Origin of the sequence: Archangium violaceum Cb vi76, from assembly GCF_000733295.1 — a bacterium.
In the GTDB taxonomy this organism is placed as follows: domain Bacteria; phylum Myxococcota; class Myxococcia; order Myxococcales; family Myxococcaceae; genus Archangium; species Archangium violaceum.
On the sequence record NZ_JPMI01000220.1, the window covers coordinates 79,192 to 98,376 of the forward strand.

17 protein-coding genes are annotated in these 19,185 nt (G+C 69.3%); 7 read left to right on the forward strand and 10 right to left on the reverse strand.

The window, feature by feature from the left end:
* Nucleotides 1-214: 214 nt before the first annotated feature.
* Nucleotides 215-583, forward strand: a complete 369-nt coding sequence (locus Q664_RS29130) for a hypothetical protein (protein ID WP_200883779.1) — start codon at nucleotides 215-217, stop codon at nucleotides 581-583.
* Here Q664_RS29130 and Q664_RS29135 read toward each other — a convergent pair.
* From Q664_RS29135 to Q664_RS29145, 3 genes are read right to left on the reverse strand one after another with little or no spacing between them, the layout of a single operon-like run.
* Entirely contained in the window at nucleotides 573-1,472 is a 900-nt protein-coding gene (locus Q664_RS29135) for a DUF3108 domain-containing protein (protein ID WP_043403069.1), read from the reverse strand. The genes Q664_RS29130 and Q664_RS29135 overlap by 11 nt on opposite strands.
* Before the next feature lie 28 nt (nucleotides 1,473-1,500).
* Nucleotides 1,501-3,183: a DUF4091 domain-containing protein gene (locus Q664_RS29140; RefSeq protein WP_043403073.1), complete on the reverse strand. Its 1,683-nt coding sequence runs from the start codon at nucleotides 3,181-3,183 to the stop codon at nucleotides 1,501-1,503.
* Between the two features lie 29 nt (nucleotides 3,184-3,212).
* Nucleotides 3,213-4,022 (reverse strand): DUF3108 domain-containing protein, encoded by an 810-nt coding sequence (locus Q664_RS29145; protein WP_043403076.1) that lies wholly within the window; start codon nucleotides 4,020-4,022, stop codon nucleotides 3,213-3,215.
* A 288-nt stretch (nucleotides 4,023-4,310) separates the two neighbouring features.
* Here Q664_RS29145 and Q664_RS29150 point away from each other — a divergent pair, with 288 nt between their 5' ends.
* Nucleotides 4,311-4,517, forward strand: a complete 207-nt coding sequence (locus Q664_RS29150) for a hypothetical protein (RefSeq protein WP_043403078.1) — start codon at nucleotides 4,311-4,313, stop codon at nucleotides 4,515-4,517.
* A gap of 33 nt (nucleotides 4,518-4,550) precedes the next feature.
* Here Q664_RS29150 and Q664_RS29155 read toward each other — a convergent pair whose 3' ends face one another.
* Nucleotides 4,551-5,216: a YggS family pyridoxal phosphate-dependent enzyme gene (locus Q664_RS29155; protein ID WP_043403082.1), complete on the reverse strand. Its 666-nt coding sequence runs from the start codon at nucleotides 5,214-5,216 to the stop codon at nucleotides 4,551-4,553.
* Nucleotides 5,213-5,836: a Maf family protein gene (locus Q664_RS29160; protein ID WP_043403310.1), complete on the reverse strand. Its 624-nt coding sequence runs from the start codon at nucleotides 5,834-5,836 to the stop codon at nucleotides 5,213-5,215. Before Q664_RS29160 ends, Q664_RS29155 begins: the two co-directional genes overlap by 4 nt.
* A gap of 46 nt (nucleotides 5,837-5,882) precedes the next feature.
* Between Q664_RS29160 and Q664_RS29165 the strand changes: the two genes are divergently transcribed.
* On the forward strand, nucleotides 5,883-6,974 hold the full coding sequence (locus Q664_RS29165; protein ID WP_043403085.1) for a GGDEF domain-containing protein: 1,092 nt from the start codon (nucleotides 5,883-5,885) through the stop codon (nucleotides 6,972-6,974).
* Nucleotides 6,975-6,988: 14 nt separating this feature from the next.
* On the opposite strand, the gene Q664_RS52820 is transcribed toward Q664_RS29165, so the two are convergent.
* The 5 genes from Q664_RS52820 to Q664_RS29190 form a co-directional block, all read right to left on the reverse strand.
* Complete coding sequence (locus tag Q664_RS52820; protein ID WP_052518812.1) at nucleotides 6,989-7,618, reverse strand: pentapeptide repeat-containing protein; 630 nt, start codon at nucleotides 7,616-7,618, stop codon at nucleotides 6,989-6,991.
* Between the two features lie 11 nt (nucleotides 7,619-7,629).
* On the reverse strand, nucleotides 7,630-9,291 hold the full coding sequence (gene sitA5 / locus Q664_RS61295) for a SitA5 family polymorphic toxin (RefSeq protein ID WP_052518813.1): 1,662 nt from the start codon (nucleotides 9,289-9,291) through the stop codon (nucleotides 7,630-7,632).
* 136 nt (nucleotides 9,292-9,427) lie between these two features.
* Nucleotides 9,428-10,369: a DUF2381 family protein gene (locus tag Q664_RS29180; RefSeq protein ID WP_043403088.1), complete on the reverse strand. Its 942-nt coding sequence runs from the start codon at nucleotides 10,367-10,369 to the stop codon at nucleotides 9,428-9,430.
* Between the two features lie 89 nt (nucleotides 10,370-10,458).
* A complete protein-coding gene (locus Q664_RS29185; protein ID WP_043403091.1) occupies nucleotides 10,459-12,552 on the reverse strand; it encodes a serine/threonine protein kinase in 2,094 nt (697 codons plus the stop codon).
* 332 nt (nucleotides 12,553-12,884) lie between these two features.
* A complete protein-coding gene (locus Q664_RS29190) occupies nucleotides 12,885-14,450 on the reverse strand; it encodes a peptidylprolyl isomerase (RefSeq protein WP_043403093.1) in 1,566 nt (521 codons plus the stop codon).
* Between the two features lie 221 nt (nucleotides 14,451-14,671).
* On the opposite strand from Q664_RS29190, the gene mreC reads away from it, so the two are divergent.
* Genes mreC through rodA form a run of 4 tightly spaced genes read left to right on the forward strand, consistent with a single transcriptional unit; the run spans nucleotide 14,672 to nucleotide 19,177 of the window.
* Nucleotides 14,672-15,535 carry a rod shape-determining protein MreC gene (mreC, locus tag Q664_RS29195; protein WP_043403097.1) on the forward strand — a complete coding sequence of 288 codons (864 nt, stop codon included), beginning with the start codon at nucleotides 14,672-14,674 and terminating at the stop codon, nucleotides 15,533-15,535.
* On the forward strand, nucleotides 15,536-16,045 hold the full coding sequence (locus Q664_RS29200) for a hypothetical protein (RefSeq protein WP_043403099.1): 510 nt from the start codon (nucleotides 15,536-15,538) through the stop codon (nucleotides 16,043-16,045).
* A complete protein-coding gene (gene mrdA / locus Q664_RS29205; RefSeq protein WP_043403101.1) occupies nucleotides 16,042-18,042 on the forward strand; it encodes a penicillin-binding protein 2 in 2,001 nt (666 codons plus the stop codon). The genes Q664_RS29200 and mrdA overlap by 4 nt, the downstream gene beginning before the upstream one ends.
* Entirely contained in the window at nucleotides 18,026-19,177 is a 1,152-nt protein-coding gene (rodA, locus tag Q664_RS29210; RefSeq protein WP_043403104.1) for a rod shape-determining protein RodA, read from the forward strand. Before mrdA ends, rodA begins: the two co-directional genes overlap by 17 nt.
* The last annotated feature ends 8 nt before the right edge of the window (nucleotides 19,178-19,185 follow it).

Genomic DNA, 19,185 nt, shown 5'->3' on the forward strand with positions numbered 1-19,185 from the left:
GGGAAGGTGCTGCACGGTGCCAGTGGCTCCGTCTCCCTGAGCAATGCCCGTGCCTCGTCCTCTTCCCTGTATGGGGTGGTGCGTCAAAGCCCCAGGGCGTGGCAAAGCGCGCGTCCGGGTATGGCGAAATGCCGCTGTCGGCGCACGCCGCGGCACCTCCGGAAGGGGGGAGCGAAAAATTGACCCCCTGCTACCGGCCTGTAGCTTGTCGCACATGACAACACCCGCTGCCGCCCTCGTTGCCGTTCCCGCGACGCTGCGCCGCTCGGGGGCCGATCCGCTCCGCCAGTCGATGGAGCACCTCGGCCACGTGCTGCCCGTGCGTGCCGATTCCACCGTGCTCCTGGACTTCCTGGAGGACGACCTGCGCGAGGGGCTCGACGCGCTCGGGGATGTCGAAGCGCACTTCACCGACGTGCTCGACGCCCTCCATCCGGACGCGCTCTCCCCCCTGGGAATGCTGCAGGCGGGAGACGAACAGTTGGTGCTTCAACGGTTGGAGCTGTTGATGGACGTGGTGACGCGGGTGCGCCGCCGGCTGTCGCAGGCGGCGGGGTTGATGCGTCAGACGACTACCACTTGAGCTGCTCCTTGCCCTGGGCCTGCTTCGCCTTCTCGCCCGGGCGGGAGTACGAGGTCAGGGTGGCGCGCACCGCGCCCAGGTCGATGGTGCCCACGGCCGCGAGCGGCAGCCGGCGCGCGTCGTCGGTGATCCAGACGTGGACCTCGCGCTTCATCTTGGGGTTGTCCAGACGCACGGCGACGCCCTCCAGGTGCCAGGCGTCGAACTCGCCGAGCGGCAGGGACACGTGCTCGCGCTTCACCACGGAGCCCGTCATGCGCCACATGCGGCGCACACCGTAGACGTCGAAGCACACGGGCAGGCCCTCCTTCAGGGGCAGCTGGCGCATCATGTAGATGGCCCCGGCCACATCCATGCCCTCGTGCTCGTAGGATTGGTTGCTGCGGCCCGGCTTGCCCTTGACGACGTAGTCGATGCGGACGTTGCGCTCCTTGGTGTTGAAGGCCACGTCCACGGTGCGGTGCTGCTCGTTCTCCGTGGCCTCCTCGGTGTAGCGCGAGGGCCGGAGCGTCTTGGGGTGCATGTAGCTCATCGCGGTGGCGTTCACCCGGCGCACCTTGGAGAAGAAGGAGTTGGTCTGGACCTTGATCTGCACCGGCAGCGAGCCGTCCTTCTTCTTCTGCACGGACATGGTCATCTTGCCGGCGGTGGCGCCCATGGCGTCGAGGTCGAACTCGAGCTCCTCGCCTGGAGCGAAGGACAGCGGGGTGCGCAGGGTGGGCAGGCGCTGGGGGCAGGCGGGCACGGAGGGCTTCTCGGCCGGAGCCTGCTGAGCCGGGGCGGCGGGCGCCTGGGTGTCCTCGGGACCGTCCGCGTCGGGCAGCTGCGCCCAGGCAGCGGAGGAGAAGCTGAACAGGAGGGCTGCGAGGGCGGTGCGCATGGCGGTCATCCTTGATTCCAGGTGAGACGTCTCCAATTCACTTGGGACGGACGCCCGAACGCTTCGCGTATTCGGACGCTTCCCATCGTTTCCTCAGACGGAGGGTCATCTCCCGGCGTACCTGCTCCCACTGCCGGGCATCCGTCTCCACTTCATAGCCCGAGCGGGTGAGCCGCCGCGCGGCCTCTCGGGCGAATGTCCGCTCCCCGAGCGACTCCAGCAGCCTCAGGTACTCGTAGTCCTCGAGCCCCTCGCGGATGCTCTTGAGGCGCAGGGAGACCACGGGCTGGTGGCGGGAGAAGCCCGGCCGGGCCGGAGTACCCGGGTAGAAGAGGGTGCCGTCGCCGTTGCCGCCGAACTCGAAGACGTCCTTCCACGGGTCCTTGGTGTTGTAGGCGAAGACGGTGTCGAAATAGAGCTCGCCATCCACGCCGGAGAGGAAGGCCAGCGGCCCCATGGCGCGGTTGAGCGGGGTGGGGTGGTCCACCATGTACGAGGCCCAGCCGCTGTAGACCTTCTCGGCGGCGGCGTCCGGAGTGGGCCCGCCGTTGCAGCCGTGTGAGTTGCAGCTCTGGTACCACCACACCTTCACGTGGGGGTCGAGCTTGCCGCGCAGCGTCTGGAGCGGGACGACGTTGCGGCACGTCTGGGGCCCGGGGCGGGGGAAGAAGCAGTTGAGTGTGGGCGCGAGGATGTCCGCCGAGCCACGCAGCGCGTCATCCAGGGGGGCGGTGACGAGCACCGGCACGTCCTGTTTGGCCGCGCGCACGCGCAGGGCCTGGGTGCGGACGAGGGCCACGTCCTCGGGCTTGGGCTCGTCCTTGGCGTAGAAGAAGAGGCGGGCCTTCCAGCCCTTCTGGCGGAAGTGCTCGGCGAAGGCGCGGTAGTACGCGGACTTCTCGGCGTCGGTGCGGGCCGCCTTGCTGTCGCGCACGTCGGCGGTGGTGAAGCGGGCCCCCGAGTCCAGCGCGGAGCCCTCGAGGAAGGGCCCCAGCTCCGCGTCGTACGCGCTGAAGTCCACCACCGCCTTGCCGCCCTCGAAGCGCACCGGCGGCGCTTCCATGCTCATGCCATGGGCGCTGACCCGGTGGGCCAGCAGGGCGCTCACGTAGTCGCGCAGCAGCGCGCGGGCCTCGGGAGACTCGGGCTTCAGCCCGTGTGCCTTGGAGATGCTGTAGAGCGAGATGCCGAAGCTGTTGGGCAGCGAGGACGTGGCGGGCAGGACGAAGGGCTGCACCTCCGCGGTGAAGGGGACGGGCGCCAGCGCCTTGCCACCGGCCTCCACGTGCAGCGCGCCCTGGTACGTGCCCGGCACCTGGGACTCCGGGGCACACAGCTCCACGTAGAGGACGTTGGGCGCTCCCTCCGGCCCTGGCGGGGACTCCACCGGCACCAACGCGTCCGGCCACAGCCCCGTGGCGCCCTGGGAGTTGGAGGGCGTCTTCACGTCCAGGTACGCCTCGCGCCACACCGAGGCCTCCAGCGTCTTGCCCTCGGGCCCGCGCAGGGCCAGCCGCTTCACCTTCAGCCGCGCGCCGCCGGGCGGGAGCACCACCTGGGCGGCCTCGCACTCACCCCGCGCGAGGCTCAACCGGGCTTCCTTCTCTCCCTTCAGCTCGACGCCGGGCCGTACCTTCTCCAGCGCGGACACCACTCGAGGTTCGGGCGCCGCGGTCAGCATCTCCGCGAGCAGCCACCCCATCGCCCAACCCGCCCCCATGTCGCCCCCCTCCGCGGCCCCCGGCCGCTCTAGGTTCCGTTCCGCGCCGTCGCCATGACGGACGCCATGATCTTCCCCTGCTGGTACTCCGTCAGCTCCGCCACGATCGAGCCCAGGGCGAGCTCCGCCTCGATGCGCACCGGCAGGCGGCGCGCGTCCGCGGTGAACCAGGCCACCATGTCGCGCTTGGAGGCCAGCTTGCCGGAGAACTCCGTGTACACGCGCATGCGGAACACGTCCTGCTTGCCCAGCACCGTGTCCAGCGTCTCGCGGGCCTCCACCTTCGCCTTCATCTGGAAGGTCCTCGAGCCGGTGAAGACGGGGTACGCGTACTCCTGCCCCACCTCCAACGCGCGGTTGCGCAACGCGAAGGTGGCCCCGGCCACGTCGAGCGTGCCCTCGGCCAGCTCGTGGATGGACTCGCGAGGCGTCTCGCCCTCCTTCTGCTTCACCACCTGGGCGGACTTGCCGTCCTCGGCCAGCTTCACGCGCACGCGGCGGCGCTTGTTGTTCTGGTCCTCGTGCATGTCCGAGCCCAGCACCCGCTGCGCGCCGAAGTCCCAATAGGAGACGTATTTGTCCTTCACGGGCCACACGCCCGCGATGGCTTCCGACCTCGCCAACGACACGATGGGCCAGACGTCCTTGCCCCACTGCTTCATGGGGGCGCCCACCGTCACCTGCGCCGAGCCCGCCGTCATTCCGAGGTACTGGATGCGGTAGCGCGCCTGCTCACCGGGACCGAAGGCGGACCGCGGCCCACCCTGGGCGAGGGCAGCCCCCGACAGCAGGAGGCTCAACAGCATCCCGGTGAACATTCCCTTGGACTGCATGCGCATCAATGGCTCCTGGCAAGGTAGGCAGCCGCTGGCCGAGGTGCCAACCGCACCTCCAGTCGCGTTTCTCTGACTGCCTCCTCACGGACGAATCGCGGGGTGGCCCATTCAACCGCAGAATTCCACCCGGGTGTGCGCTGGTTCAGGGGCGGGGAGTTGCCGGTAGGACAGCATGCGGCCAGCCACGAGCCAGGGCCCGGGTGAGAGGGGGGAGCCCTTCCCCCGGCGAGGCTGCTAGCCTGAGCGGAGCCCGGCCGGCGTGGAGCCGGTGCCCGGCCCAGGAGGGACGCGATGCCGCTGGACTACTACGAGGACGAGGACGAGAAGGACTCGGGCTCGAAAAACGGCCGTAAGGACTTCGACTGCCCCGAGTGCAACGCCAACAACCCGCTCGAGGAGGCGCTCGCGGACGGCCAGGAGTTGCTCTGCAACTATTGCGGCTGCGAGTTCTCCGTGAAGGCCCTGGACAACGGCCGCTTCAAGTTCAAGGAAGTGTGAGCGGGCCGTGAGCCCCGGGCGGGGCCCTCGCGCTCAGGTGCGCTCGCCGAAGATGGCGGTGCCCACGCGCACCAGGGTGGCCCCTTCCTCGATGGCCAGCTCGAAGTCGTGGGTGGTGCCCATGGACAGGCCCGTCAGCCCGTGCTGGCGGGCCAGCTCCCGGAGGGTGCGGAAGGAGCCCCGGGCCACCTGCTCGTCCTCGGTGGGCGGGGGCAGGGACATGAGGCCCTCCACCCGCAGCCCCGGCAGCGCGCGCACGGACTCCAGGAAGGGCCCGAGCGCCTCGGGGGCCAGCCCGCTCTTGCTGGCCTCGCCGCCCACGTTCACCTCCACGTAGCAGGGAATGGGCGAGTCCTGCCGGCGGCGCGACAGCTCCTGGGCCACCTCCAGCCTGTCCAACGCGTGGAAGGAGAGGGCGGCCTTCGCCACGTACTTCACCTTGTTCGTCTGCAGCGGCCCGATGGCGTGCCAGCGCAGGCCCTCCAGGTCCGCCAGCTCCGCGGCCTTGTCCCGCAGCTCCTGGGCGTAGTTCTCCCCGAAGTCGCGCTGGCCCGCCGCGTACGCCTCGCGGATGAGGGCCGCCGGCTTCAGCTTGGACACGGCCACCAGGGTGACGGAGCCGGGCTCCCGGCCCGCTCGGGCACACGCCGCGGCCACCCGGGCTCGAATCCCCTCCAACCGCTCGGCGACTCCGCTCATGGCTTGCTCCAGGGAAGGGGGACGCCGGCCCGGGCGAGCAGCTCCAGGGTCTCGCCGAGGGGCAGGCCGATGACGTTGGTGGGGCTGCCCTCGATGCCCGCCACGAGGAAGCCGCCCTTGCCCTGGATGGCGTAGCCACCGGCCTTGTCCAGGGACTCGCCGGTGCTGGCGTACCAGGCGATCTCCCCCTCACCCAGGGGGCGGAAGGTGACGCGGGTGCGGACCACCATGGAGTGCTCGCCAGGGTGCTCGCCGGGGTGCTCGCCCCCGGGGCCGGCGAGCGCCACGCCGGTCTGGACCTCGTGTGTCCTACCCGACAGACGGCGCATCATGTCGCGGACCTCGGCCGCGTCGTGGGGCTTGCCGAGCAGCTCGTCGCCGAGGACGACGGTGGTGTCGGCGGCCAATACCCAGGCTCCGGGAGTGCGGGTGGCCACCGTTCTGGCCTTTTCCCGGGCCAGCCTCAGCACGTAGGCTGTGGCGGCCTCGCCCTGGTGGGGGGTTTCGTCGATGTCCGCCGCGGACACGTCGAAAGCCAGTCCGAGCTGGCCGAGGAGCTCGCGCCGCCGCGGCGAAGCGGACGCGAGAACGAGCCGGGTTTGACCCACTGAAGTGTGCATGTTACGGCTCGCCTCTAGCAGAACTGCGCCCTGGAGTGGACCCTGGATGAATCCCGCGGACCTGCTCGCGGCCATGACGCGCACGGTGGAGCAGTTGGCCGCCTACAACGACATCGCGAAGGCTCTGACCTCGACGCTCGAGTTGCGCGAGGTGCTGAACCTGATGATGGAGAAGGTGCGCGCCCTGCTCAGGCCCCGCAACTGGTCGCTGCTGTTGCAGGACGAGCGCACGGGCAAGCTCTACTTCGAGATCGCCGTGGGGGAGGGGGCGGAGGTGCTCAAGGGGCTGCAACTCTCCCCGGGAGAGGGCATCGCCGGGGCGGTCTTCTCCTCGGGGACGGCCCGGCTGGTGGAGGACGTGACGCGCGACCCGCTGTTCGCCTCCCGCTTCGATGAGGCCTCGGCCTTCCGCACCCGCTCCATCGTGGCGGTGCCGCTGATTGCCCGCGGGAGGGTGCTGGGGGTCATCGAGCTGGTGAACGGGGCGACGGACAGGCCCTTCACGCAGGAAGACCTGATGGCGCTGACGGCCATCTCGGACTTCGCGGCCATCGCCATCGAGAACGCGCGCAACTTCCGGCGGGTGCAGGAGCTGACGATTACGGACGAGCACACGGGCGTGTACAACGCCCGGCACCTGCGGGCGCAGCTGGAGCACGAGGTCCGGCGCTCGCAGCGCTTCCACCACCCGGTGTCGCTCATCTTCCTGGACCTGGACCGCTTCAAGTCCATCAACGACGCGCACGGGCACCTGGTGGGCAGCGCGGTGCTCAAGGAGGTGGGCGAGCTGCTCGTCTCCTGCTGCCGGCAGTTGGACTACGTGTTCCGCTACGGCGGGGACGAGTTCGCCCTGCTGCTGGTGGAGACGGGCACGGACGGGGCGATGACGAGCGCCACGCGCATCCGAGACACCTTCCGCAACCGGCGCTTCCAGGAGTCGGCGGGGTTGGACCTGCAGCTGACGGCGAGCCTGGGGGTGGCGACCTACCCGGAGCACGCGCTGTCGTCGGTGGACCTGGTGAGGGCGGCGGACTTCGCCATGTACGCGGCGAAGGCGCGGGGCCGGGACGACGTGTGCCTCGCGGTGCCCCACGCGGACCTGCCCGGGGGCGCGGCCATGATGCCCCGCAAGAAGTAGGGCGGTGGCGCGCGTCAGTAGACGAAGCAGTCGAACTGCTCGATGACCGCCCTGAGTTCTTCCGGGGTGGTCTCGAGCTTTTTCGCGACGGCGGGAGCGTACTTCGTCAGAGCCACTGTGGACGGCGGTTGGTTGTGCAACTCGTCCACGACGACACTGCCAAACAGACCGGGCCACTTGCCGCGACGTAGCTCTGGAGCCCGGCCGATGGGGTCCAGGAAGGTGAAGCAGGGCCACCTGGGAAATCGCAGGGTGCGGGGGTCACACCCCATGAAGCGGCAGCCGTCCAGGCGGGCTTCGGAGAAGTCGCAGTCCTCGATGGAGCCCAGTTGGTACTCCGGCCCCTTTCCGTACTCGGGCCAGTGCCCGAAGTCACATCCCGACAGCCGCCCCTTGAACTGGCAGCCCTTGAGTGAGGCTCTTATCCACTGCTGGTGGTTTTTCAGTTCCTGCTTCACCTCGAAGGTGCAGTCGGTGAACCGTACGTCGCGAATGAACAGGTTGCTGGCGGCCACCTTCAGCACCAGGGTGCAGTTCTTCAGCGTCAGATTGCGGCCCAGGAAGTAGAGGGTGCCTTTGTCCGTCAGTTCCAGCCGCTCGTGTTCCAACTGCGTGTTCTCGTAGAAAACCTTCTTGGCAATCATCCGCCGCCCTTTCAGAAGGTGAGCATCCGGAAGAACTCGCCCGCCATGCGCCGACCATGGTGCGCGAGGTTCGACGCCGTCCCGGAAAGAATCTCGTACCGGCGGCCGTTCGCTGGGTCAATGACGTCGACGCCCTTGCTCAGGCTGAAGTCGTAGAGATGTCCAAGCTGGTCTTTCACCGTATTTTGCACGAAGCGGCCCCGGGCCTCGCGCTCCAACAGGTGCGCCAGCCAGTATTTGCCCTTCTTGAGGGCCTCCTTGATTGCATCTCTCTCGTTGTCCGTGAGCCGATGAGGCCCCCATTGCTGGGCCGCCTCGGTGACCGCCTTCTGGAGTCTGTCGCCCACCTCGTCCGTGACGGGGATGTCGTGGATGGACTTGCCACGAGGCAGGTGCCACCGCTGCCCATTGGGCAGAAGGACCTGCAGGTTTCCACCCCGGTGACGGATGGCGACAATGCCCGAGGAGCCGCCTCCAGAGGCCGTACCGCCACCCCGCCCCTTCTTGAGCATCACCACTGCCAGGGGGCCGTGCGGGGTGGCCGCCACCGTCTCCACCGCCGCCACCGCTCGCGCCAGTGCGCCCTCCTGGGCCGCCAGGACTTCCACCCGCCCCAGCACCGCGGCGCCCCCCTGCGCCCGCCACTGCGCGCTCGCCAGCCCGTAGCCCGGTAGCTCGCGCACCCGCGCCGCTACCTCCCCCACTGTGCGACCGGTGAGCGCCCCCACTGCCAGAATCATCGCCCGCGCCGCGTCCGTGCCCAGCACCCGGGCGAAGCCCTCACCCGCCTCGCGCAACTCCGCGAAGGTGGTGGCCTCGTGCGCCCGGGTGGCCATGGCCGCCCAGCCGTCCATCAGTCCCCACAGCGTGTCCACGCCGAGCCACGCCACCAGCACGACGGACAGCCCGGCGGCCAGGAGCTTCGTCGTCGGCTCGGGCACCAGCCAGAGGGCCAGGTACGCCCCGAGCGTCCACATGCACGAGGCCACCAGCACCTGCGGGTCCAACTCCCGCCCCAGCGCCGCCTTCGTCTCCTCCAGTACCGAGCCAAACGCCATGGCCAGGGCCAGCGTGCGCCGGTCGTCCGTCTTGAGGTAGGGCCCGTCGTCCAACAGGCGCAGGCAGTCGCCCCCGCCTCGTCCCCAGGTGCACCACAGCAGGTACCTCTCGCGCAGGGCCTCGTCCGCCACGGGCTTCAACCGGCTGTCCTCGTCCTCGGGCACCAACGTGAGGACGCGGCCCTTATCCACCTCGGCCACCCACGTCCCACTCAACTGCTCCCACTCCGGGTGTTGCTCCACCTGGCCCTTGAGCCACTCGCGTGCGGCCTCGCGCGGGCTCTTGCCCTCGTGCTGCACCTGGTGGGAGATGTGCCGCAGGGCGCGCTGGAAGTCCGCCCGGCTCACCGGCACCGGCCGCGTGGTGCCACGGCCCGGCTCCACCACCGCCACCTCGTACACCACCGCGTCCACGAGCTCGGCGTCCGAGGCCGGGGTGCTTTCCTCCTGGGGAGCCGGTGGCGGGGTGAGCGACAGCGCGGCCCCCCGGCCCGAGAACATGCCGCCCGGCGGATGGCCCGTGGCACAGGCCGAGAAGAGCAACGGGACGAGCCACACCCACCAGCGGCGCGGAGGCCAGCCTGTCGGGTGGGAATGCTTCAGACGGGGGGACATGCCGCACCGCTCCCTCCAGCCGGGCCGGCTGGGGCCAGGGGTTTCCGGGAGTACACGGAAATGCGGAGGCGGCCGTCAAGCCATTGGGGTAGGGAGAATGCTGGAGGACGTAGCGGGTTGGCAGCGGACACGAGCACTACGGGAAGGTGACTTTCCCCAGGGTGACGGTGCGCTTCTGCTCGGCGTCCCAGAGCGTGAGGGTGTACGTGCCCCGGGCCTCCGTCTCCGACGCGGGCACCTCCACCACCACGCGGCGAGCTGACTTCTGCTCGTCGGCGACGGCCTCGCGTGGAGGGACAGGCTCCGGCTGCCAGAGGGGCAATGGCTTCAACACCTCGCCCTTGGGCCCACGCAGCACCGCGCCCGCCGCCATCCACGGCAGCGTGCCGGGATTCTCCAGCCACACCTCCACCGCCACCCGGCCCTCGGCGCGGTAGCTATAGACGTCACCCGGGCCCAGTGCGTTGCCCTTCGGCTTGGTGACGCTTTCCGACAGGTCCTTGAAGGCAATGCGCCCCTTTTCCAGCAACCCCGACGCCAGTACGCCCCGGAGCCCCTCGGGGGCGCCGCGCTCGGCGCGCAGTTGGTGCACCTCCTCCTGGCACTGCCGCGTCTCGGCCCGGGCCGCCTTCTCCCCCTCCTGGAAGGAGGCCACTGAGCGGGGCTGGCGAAACACCTTCACCTGCTGCATGCCCAGGGCCGGGTGGGCCAGCAGGACGAAGGTGGCGCAGGCGGGGGCCGCGTCATCCGCGAAGCACGCCTCCACCTGGAAGCGCTCCCCGGCCGCCAGGTTCTCCGGGGGAGTCAGTGTGAAGCTGCGCTGGCCCACCGACACATCCGCGAAGCGCTCCCGCTCCTCCATCCGCACGGACTCTGGCCGGAGCGCCGTGTCGAAGCGCAGCGTGAGGGGCAGGTCCGGGCTGATGCACACCACGGGCGGCGTCGAGGGGGGCTCGGCTGACAGCACGAGCTGGGGACTCGCCGTTTCACACACGTCCGGTGAGGACGGCTCGGCAGCCTGGGGGGAGATGGCGAGGAGGGCCAGCGCGAGCAGGCCCACGGGGGACGCAAGGAGCACGGGGAGACAACCTCCAGGGGAAGGCGAGGCGGGGTGACGGGAGGCGTTGGCCTCTACCACACCTCCCTGTTTCCGTGCCCCCCTGCGTCCTACTCGAAACGCTCCACCGCCCGGAGACCTTGTGTAGTGATGACCACGGCGGCGTCGGCGGGGCCGCCAACGTCGTCCCGGGGAACGCCGAGCGTCTCGCCGTCGCGGGTGACCAACTCCAGGCACACCGGGCGCGTCGTCCCGTCACGCCAGTTGGCCTGGGTGAAGCGGCCATACACGCGCTCCGGCCCGAGATAGAGCCGCCCGGTGAGCGTTAAATTGCTCAGCCGCTCAAAGCGCATAGCCCGCATCGGCGTGGACTCGCGCACGGTCTTGAGCAAGCGGCCCTCTTCTTTATCGGGCTCGCCGAAGGATGCGATCCCCACGTCCCCAATATCGATGCCCAACTCCTTCATCGTCTCCACGGCACCGGGAGGGCAGTCGGCGGGCCGGGGCGGGGGGCGCACCACCTGGGGCGTACTGGTGCAGCCGGTGAGCAGCACGGTGCAGAAGCCCACCACGCACATCTCCTGGCGGCCCGGCACACAGTGCAACGCCTTGCGCCGCGACCGGGCGGCGGGCTTCTCGTCGGGCTTCGAGCGGGTGTCGGTCTCGCGGAGCATGGAAGTGAGCGCGGGGGAAGAGTCCAGGAATGCAGCCGCGCTCCTTTCAGCTTCGGACGGCTCGCCCGGCTCCGCCACTTCGCGGACGAGCGCGGCTTGCAGCGTGGGGTTGCTCGCCCACCACCCGGCGGGTGATGGCACCACCGGAGCGGCCGATGCTGACGGGCGCTCGCCCTCGGACTCCAGGCGGGAGTGCAGCGCCCATGTGCCCGCCAGCACCAGCAGCAGTGCCACGGCCGCTGCCGCGGCGCGAACTGGCCGTCCTCGGCCTGACTTTCGCGCGGGGGGCATTGGCGCCACCGCGCCGTGCCCGGCTCCGGCGTCGTGTCTGGCTTCGGCGGCGGGCCCGGGTGCGGCGGCGGCCTCGTGCGCCGACACGGGCAGGGGCGGCTCATACAGCCGCGCTTCCAGCGCTTCCGCCATCGCCTCGAGGCTTCCGGCCGGCGCCTCTTCTTCCAGCGCGGCCACGGCGGCGGCGGCGGGTGCCTGGGGCGGGGGGGCGGGCTCACTCCGCGCTTTCTTGCGCACCCGCCCGCGCCGGGGCATCACCGCCTTCAGCTGCTGCTGGACGCGCTCCCACGAGTCGCGGTCCACCACCTGGCCGGGGATCTCCTCCGTGGTGCGCACCTCCGGGGCGAAGGGGTCCATCAGCGGCATGTCCCAGTCCGCCCCCGCCCCCGCCAGCGCCTCCTCCAGCGCCCCGGCCACCGCGTCCATGTCCGCCAGCCTCTCCCCGGGCGCCTTCTCCAGCATGCGCAGGCACACCTGATTGAGTGCCACCGGCACCCGCGGGTTGCGCTCGTGCGGCGCCAGCGGCGGGCGGGTGCGGATGTCCTCCACCATGCGCGGGTTGCCCAGGCGCGAGCCGAAGGGCAGCCTGTCCGTCAGCAACTCGTACAGCGTGACGCCGAAGGCCCACACCTCGTCGGCCACGCCCGGCTGGTAGCGCGCCTCCTCCTCCGGGTGCTCCCGGAGGAAACGGTACGTCTCGGGGCTGGTGTACTCGGGCGTCCCCGGCGGCAGCCGCCTCATGCGCGGCAGCGTGGCGCGGCCCTCCAGGTGGCCCACCCCGAAGTCCACCCACACCGGCCTTCCGTCCGCCTCCCTCACCAACAGGTTGTCCGGTTTGATGTCTCTGTGCAGCACGCCCCGGCGGTGCACCACCGCGAGCGCCCTCGCCGCCTCCAGCATCAGCGTGGCGCCCGTGCGCGCCGAGGGGTTGTGCTCCAGGGCATGTCGCAACAGCGTCCGGCCCTCCACGTACTCCATGACGAGGTAGAAGTAGCCCTCCTCCGGGTACGGCCAGCGCCCATGGCCCAGCACCCGCACCACGTTGGGGTGCTCCAGGTGGCGCAGAATATCCAGCTCCAACTCCCCCGAGTGGCTCACCGGCAGCGAGCGGAAGAGCTTGAGGACATAGGAGCGGCCCTCCCACTCGGCCAGCAGGACGTGGCCCTGGCCGCCCTGGCCCAGCGGGCCCACCACCCGGTACTGGCCCACCTTTTCATCGGGCTGGGGCAGTCTGTACACCCACGCTCTCTCCACTGGGGGGCTACCTCCGAAGTCCGGAGGCTAACATGACTCGTTGGCTCCTCCTCCGCTCCCGGCGCGCGGGCGGTCAGCCCTGGCACGATGTCCACAGGGCCTGAAAACAGGGCGCGGTGCTCCTCAGGTGTAGATATCTACACTTGGGGTAGGGTATGGACCCACATCGCCTGCGCACATGAACACACACGAAGTGTAGATATCTACACCTGAGCGGGCTTTGGCCCGTTGAAGCGCCTCACCGCCAGAAAACGCGAAAGGGGCGCCCCCCGAAGGGAGACGCCCCCTGGTCCGAGAGGCCGGGCCTCTCGTGACGGCTACCCGCCGGAGACCTGCTCGAGCGCCGCGGTGTTGGTCTTCACCTCGCCGCTCTTGCGCAGCGACTTGAGGAAGGAGTCGGCCACCTCGTACTGCTTGGCCTGCACGGCCTGCTTGCGCAGCTCCTCCTTCTTCTGGGCGAAGTTGGTGTCATCCGCCAGCTGGCGCTCGGTCACCTGGGCAATCACGAAGCCGTCGCCCACCGCGTACGCCTGGTCCAGCACCTGCGGACCCTTGCTGGCGAACACCGCCGTGAGCAGGTCCGGCGCCGGGCCCAGGTGGGGCACGTTGACGCTCGCCGCGTTGAAGGTGTCCGTCTGCACCGCCTCCGGACGCGTCTCCGTCTCGAAGCGCAGCAGCGCCGGCTGCTCCTTCTCCGGCTTGAACAGCTCGGAGATCGTCTTGCCGCCCTTCACCGCGGCCAGCGCCTTCTCGGCCTCGGCGCGCGCCGTCTCCTTCGCCTTGTCCTTCTTGTAGAGCGTGGTGGCGATCTCGTCCTGCACCTGCTCCAGCGCCTTGTCCTGCGCCGGCTTCTTCTCATCCACCTTCACCAGGTGGATGCCGAACTTCGTCTCCACCGGCTGCGTCACCTTGCCCGGCTCGAGCGCGAAGGCCGCGTTGGCCAGCGCCGGGTCCCAGTTGGCGCGCTCCACCCAGCCCAGATCCCCGCCGCTCGGCCGCGTCGCCTGGTCCTCACTGCTCGCCTTGGCCACCTCGGCGAAGTCCTTGCCGCCTTCAATCTCCTTGCTCAGCGCCTGCGCACGCTCCATCGCCTTGGCCTTCGCCTCCGGCGTGGCGTCCGGGGCCACCTTCACGAGGATCTGCCGCGCGCGGATGCGCTCCGGCTGCTGGTACACGAAGCGGTTGGCCTCGTAGTACTCCTTGATCTCCTTCTCGTGGGCCTGCTTGTAGGCGGTCAGGTCCGCGGCGCTCGGGGCCGGCACCTTGTCCGCGTACATGCTCGGCAGGAAGCGGGCGAACACGATGCGCGCCTGGTTGCCCTCCTTCTCGAACTTCGTCCGGACCTCGTCGTCCGACACCACGGCGCCGCCCTGCACCATGCCGATCATCTTCTGCGCCGTCAGCTGCCGGCGGAGGTCCTCCTCGAAGTCCGCGGGCGTCTGCCGGTAGTAGTCCCGGAGCATCTGCTGGTACATGGCGTAGTCGAACTGGCCGTCCTTCTGGAAGTCGGGCCGCTGCTGGAGGATCTTCAGGATCTCCTCGTCCGACGCCTTCACCCCATGACGCTCGGCCGCCTGGGCCAGGAGCTCCGTGTTCACCATCCGGTCCAGCACGGACTGCGGGAGGCCGAACTGGCGGGCGAGCGCCTCGGACACCGGCTGGCCCTGCGAGCGCAGGTACTGCAGCTGGTTCACGTACTCCCGCCGGAACTCCATCAACGAGATTTCCTTGCCGTTGACCACCGCGGCGGAGGACGGCGCGGCGTTCGGGTCGGCCCGGCCGAACCCCGAGCTGCCAGGTCCAAACTGGAGGGTGAACACCACCGCGATCGCGATGATGAAGAGGTAGACGGCGATCTTCCGCGGCTCGAGAGCGTCCTTCATGATGCCTTTTGCCTTGAGACGCGCCGGGTGTATCCCCCGTGGAAGGATTCGCGGCGCGCGTGTGTTGGGTGCCCGGTCGGATGGTGGACGATGAAACGCCACCCTCCGTGAAGACCTTGACTGCCTAGAGCAACACCCCGGAAAATGCAAGCGATTCAGAGTAGTTAGCGAGCCCCCTGTCGTAGCTGCCGCTCCCTCTCTCCTACACGGACCTTCACGAAGTGCTGTCGCTTCTCAAGCGCTACCGAACGCTTCTCATCGTGGGTGTGCTGCTGCTGTACCCGTTCGGGGCTTTCCTGACGACGGGCCGGCGGGGGCGCGATCCCAATTTCGTGGACCGGGCGGTCATTGGTGTCTCCGCCCCCCTGCAACGCGGACTGATTGGCCTCATCGATGGGGTCAAGGCCGTGGTGTACGGCTACATCGACCTGCGGGAGGTGCGTCAGGCCAACGAGGAGCTGCGCGCGGAGAACCTGCAGCTGCGGGCCACCGTGCAGGCGCTGGGCGAGACGCGGGCGGAGAACGAGCGGCTGAGAGAGCTGCTCGGCTACGCGGAGGCGGCGCCGGGGCCGGAGATTCCAGCGCGGGTCATCGGCGTCAACCCGGTGGCCAAGCTGCTGTCGGTGCGCATCAACCGGGGTGAGAAGGACGGCGTGTTCCGCGGCATGCCCGTGGTGACGCCGGACGGCATCATCGGCCAGGTGGTGCGCGCCACGGGCGGGTGGGCGGACGTGGCCCTGGTGACGGACCTGCAGAGCCGGGTGGGTGTGCGGGTACAGCGCTCGCGGGCGCGGGGCACGGCGGCGGGGGCGGGCAAGGGTCCGCTGCGGCTGGAGAACATGTTGCGCACCGAGGATGTCCAGGAGGGAGATCAGATCATCACCTCCGGTACGGACGGGGTGTACCCGCCGGGGCTGGTGGTGGGGAAGGTGACGCGCCTGGAGAAGACGGAGCACGGCATGTTCCTGGGTGGCGACGTGGAGCCCGCGGTGGACACCACGCGGTTGGAGGAGGTGCTCGTGATGGGCAGCCCGTTTGGCGCCCTGGTGCAGGGGTCCGCCGGTGGTTCCGGAGGTGAGCGTTAGATGAAGTTCCTGGTCACCCTCGGACTGGCGTTGTTGTTGCTCACCCTGGAGTCGGTGGTGGTGCAGCAGTTGGGCCTGGCCATCAGCCGCATCGACGTGACGGTGGTGCTCGTGGCCTTCCTGGCCGTGCGCGCCACGACGCTGGAGGGCGCCATCTCCTCCTTCTCGGTGGGCTACCTGCTGGACTTGATGAGCGGCCAGCCCACGGGCCTCTTCACCTTCCTGGCGGTGCTGACCTTCCTGGTGGGCAAGCTGGTGGTGAGCCTGGTGGAAGTGCGCGGCCGCGCGGCCTTCGTCCTCTTCGCCATGGGCGCGGACGTGGGCCATGGGCTGCTCGCCAGCTTCTTCACGTGGATGACCACGAAGGAAGGCGGCGTGGCCTCGTCGCTGTTGCCGGGCCTGCCGTTGCAGGTGACGCTCACGGGCGTGGTGGCGGTGTTCCTCTATCCTCTGTTGCGGCGCTTCGAGGCGTCGCAGGACCGTACCTCTTCCGCGGGGTTGCTGCGTTGACGCCTCCGACGCTGTCCGAGACGACTCCAGGGCGCGATCTCAAGCGCCGCTTCGTGTGGGTGGGTCTGGCCATGATCGCCGGCATGGTGGCGCTCGCGGTCCAGCTCTACCGCCTGCAGATCATCCAGGGCGAGGAGTACGCCGCCAAGAGCGTGGCGAACTTCGTCAAGGAGGTGCGCCTGCGCGCGGACCGCGGTCTCATCAAGGACCGGCGCGGCAGCATCCTGGTGGACAGCCGTCCCTCCTTCGACGCCTTCATCACCCCGGCCTTCTGCACCAACTGCGCCGTCGAGGTGCTGCCGCGCCTGGGCGAGCTGCTCGGCTGGGACGAGCCCACGCGCAAGAAGATGGAGGATCAGATCAAGGCGGCGCGCCGCACGGCTCCCTTCCATCCGTTGCCGGTGCGCATCGACCTGACGCGTGACGAGTACGACCGCATCAACGCCCGGCGCGACATGCTGGATGGCGTGGAAGTGGTGCCCGTGCCGCACCGCAACTACCGCACCGGGAGCGTGCTCTCGCACGTGCTCGGGTACATGAACGAGATCACCACGGAGGAGCTCGAGAGGCTCAAGTCCGAGGGTGCGCGCTACGCGCTGGGGGACTACATCGGCCGGCGCGGCCTGGAGCGCTACTTCGAGTCCACGCTGCGGGGGACGGACGGCGTGCGCAAGGAAGTCGTCAACGCGCGAGGCCGGGTGCTCGAGGAGTTCAGCGACAAGCTGGGCGATGACGCGGTGGTGCCCTCGCGGCCGGGCAACAACCTGGTGCTGTCCATCGACATGCGCCTGCAGGAGGAAGCCGAGCGTGCCTTCCCGGGCGCCGCGGGCGCGGTGGTGGCGGTGGACGTGAAGACGGGCCTCATCCGCGCGGTGGTGTCGCGCCCGGGGTTCGATCCCAACCTGCTCACCGGCCGCATCACCCCGTCGCAGATGACCTCGCTGGCGAGGGATCCCCTCCAGCCGATGATCAACCGCATCTCCGCGGACCACTTCAGCCCGGGCTCCACCTTCAAGGTGATTACCGCGCTGGCGGCCTACAAGTCGGGCCTCTTCCGGCCGGAGACGGTGGTGAACTGCCCGGGCGGTTACCGGCTCGGTGCGCGCACGTGGCGCTGCCACAAGGAAAGCGGCCACGGGCCGGTGAACGGCAAGACGGCGCTGCAGTACTCGTGCGACACCTGGTACTTCAAGGTGGCGGATACCCTCGGCCTGGATCCCATCGCCGAGATGGGCAAGGCCCTGGGCCTGGGCTCGCCCACGGGCGTTGGCGTGCTCGCCGAGGTCCCGGGGATCATGCCCTCCAGCAAGTATCACGACAAGGTGTCCCCGGGCGGTTACACCAAGGGCATGGCGCTCAACAGCGCCATCGGCCAGGGCGATGACAACGTGACGCCGCTGCAGCTCGCCATGGTGTACGCCGCCATCGCCAATGGGGGCACGCTGCTCAAGCCTCAGCTCGTCGAGCGCATCGAGGGGCTGGACGGTGAGGTCATCCAGCAGTTCGACCCGCAGGTGGTGAGCAAGGTGGAGATTCCCGAGGCGCACCTCAAGGCGGTGCTGGAGGGGCTGGTCGCCACGGCGATGGTTCCCGGTGGTACGGCCTACAGGGCGATGGTGCAGTCGGGGCTGAAGGACATCTCGGTGGCGGGCAAGACGGGGACCGCGCAGGTGGTGAAGATCGGCGCGGTGCGTCTCAAGACGCACCAGATGGACTTCTTCCAGCGTGACCACGCGTGGTTCGCCGGGTTCGCGCCCGCGGAGGATCCGGAGATCGCCGTGGTCGTCATCAACGAGCACGGTGGCCACGGTGGCTCGGACGCCGCGCCCGCCGGCATGGCGGTCATCAAGAAGTACTTCGACCTGAAGAAGGAGGACGCGGCCAACCCGGCGCCTCGGCAGAACACGCCCTACGTCTCGACGCTGCCGGACGCGCCGAGCGTGAATGACGTGCTCACCCGCGCGGTGGCGGGAGGTGATGATGCAGCTGCGGATTGAGCGGCGCATGGTGCCCCACATTCCGTGGGGGCTGCTGCTGAGCGTGCTCGCGGTGTCGGGGCTGGGCATCTACAACCTGGCCTCGGCCTCGCGCGCGCAGGCCTCGCCGGTGTGGACGAGCCAGGCCATCTACCTGGGCGTCAGCCTGGCCATCGGCATGGTGGTGTGCCTGGTGGACTACCGCGTCCTGCACCGGATGGCGCTGCCCATCTACGTCGCCAACATCCTGGCGCTCATCGCGCTGCGCTTCATCGGCCACAAGGCCAAGGGCGCCGAGAGCTGGTTCGTCCTGGGACCCATCCGCATCCAGCCCGCCGAGTTCATGAAGATCGGCGTGCTGCTGATGCTGGCCAAGGTGTACCACGACGACTTCAAGCCCGGAGACGGCTCCTACGGCCTCAAGCGGCTGGTGAAGCCGGTGGCCGTGGTGCTGGTGCCCTTCACGCTGGTGCTGGTGCAGCCGGACCTGGGCACCGCGCTGATGATCTTCCTGTCCTCGCTGACGGTCATCCTGTTCGGCAAGGTGCGCTGGTACCTGGTGGCGGTGATGGTGGCGGGCATCCTCGCCGGGGCCCTCGTCATCTGGAACGACTACGTGCGGGACATGCCCGAGCCGCGCACCACCATCATCCGGGACAGGCTCAAGCCCCACCAGAGCAAGCGCATCTCCGGGTGGTTGGATCCGGAGTCGGACCTGCGGGGCAGCGGCTACCACGCGGCGCAGTCGAAGATCGCCGTGGGCTCCGGAGGCATGTCCGGCAAGGGCTGGAAGGAGGGGACGCAGACGGGCCTGTCCTTCCTCCCCGAGCAGCACACGGACTTCATCTTCTCCGTGTGGGCCGAGGAGCAGGGCTACGTCCTGTGCGTGCTCCTGCTGGTGCTCTACGGCCTGATCTTCACCTTCGGGCTGGGGGTGGGCTTCAACGCCCGGGACAGATTCGGCGCCTTCACCGCGGTGGGGGTGGTGGCCATGCTCTTCTGGCAGGTGTTCGAGAACATCGGCATGGTCATCGGCCTGCTGCCGGTGACGGGCATCACCCTGCCGCTGCTGAGTTACGGCGGCTCCTCGCTGGTGAGCGTGATGCTCAGCATCGGGCTGCTGGTGAACATCAGCATGCGCCGCCACATGTTCTGAGCCCGCGT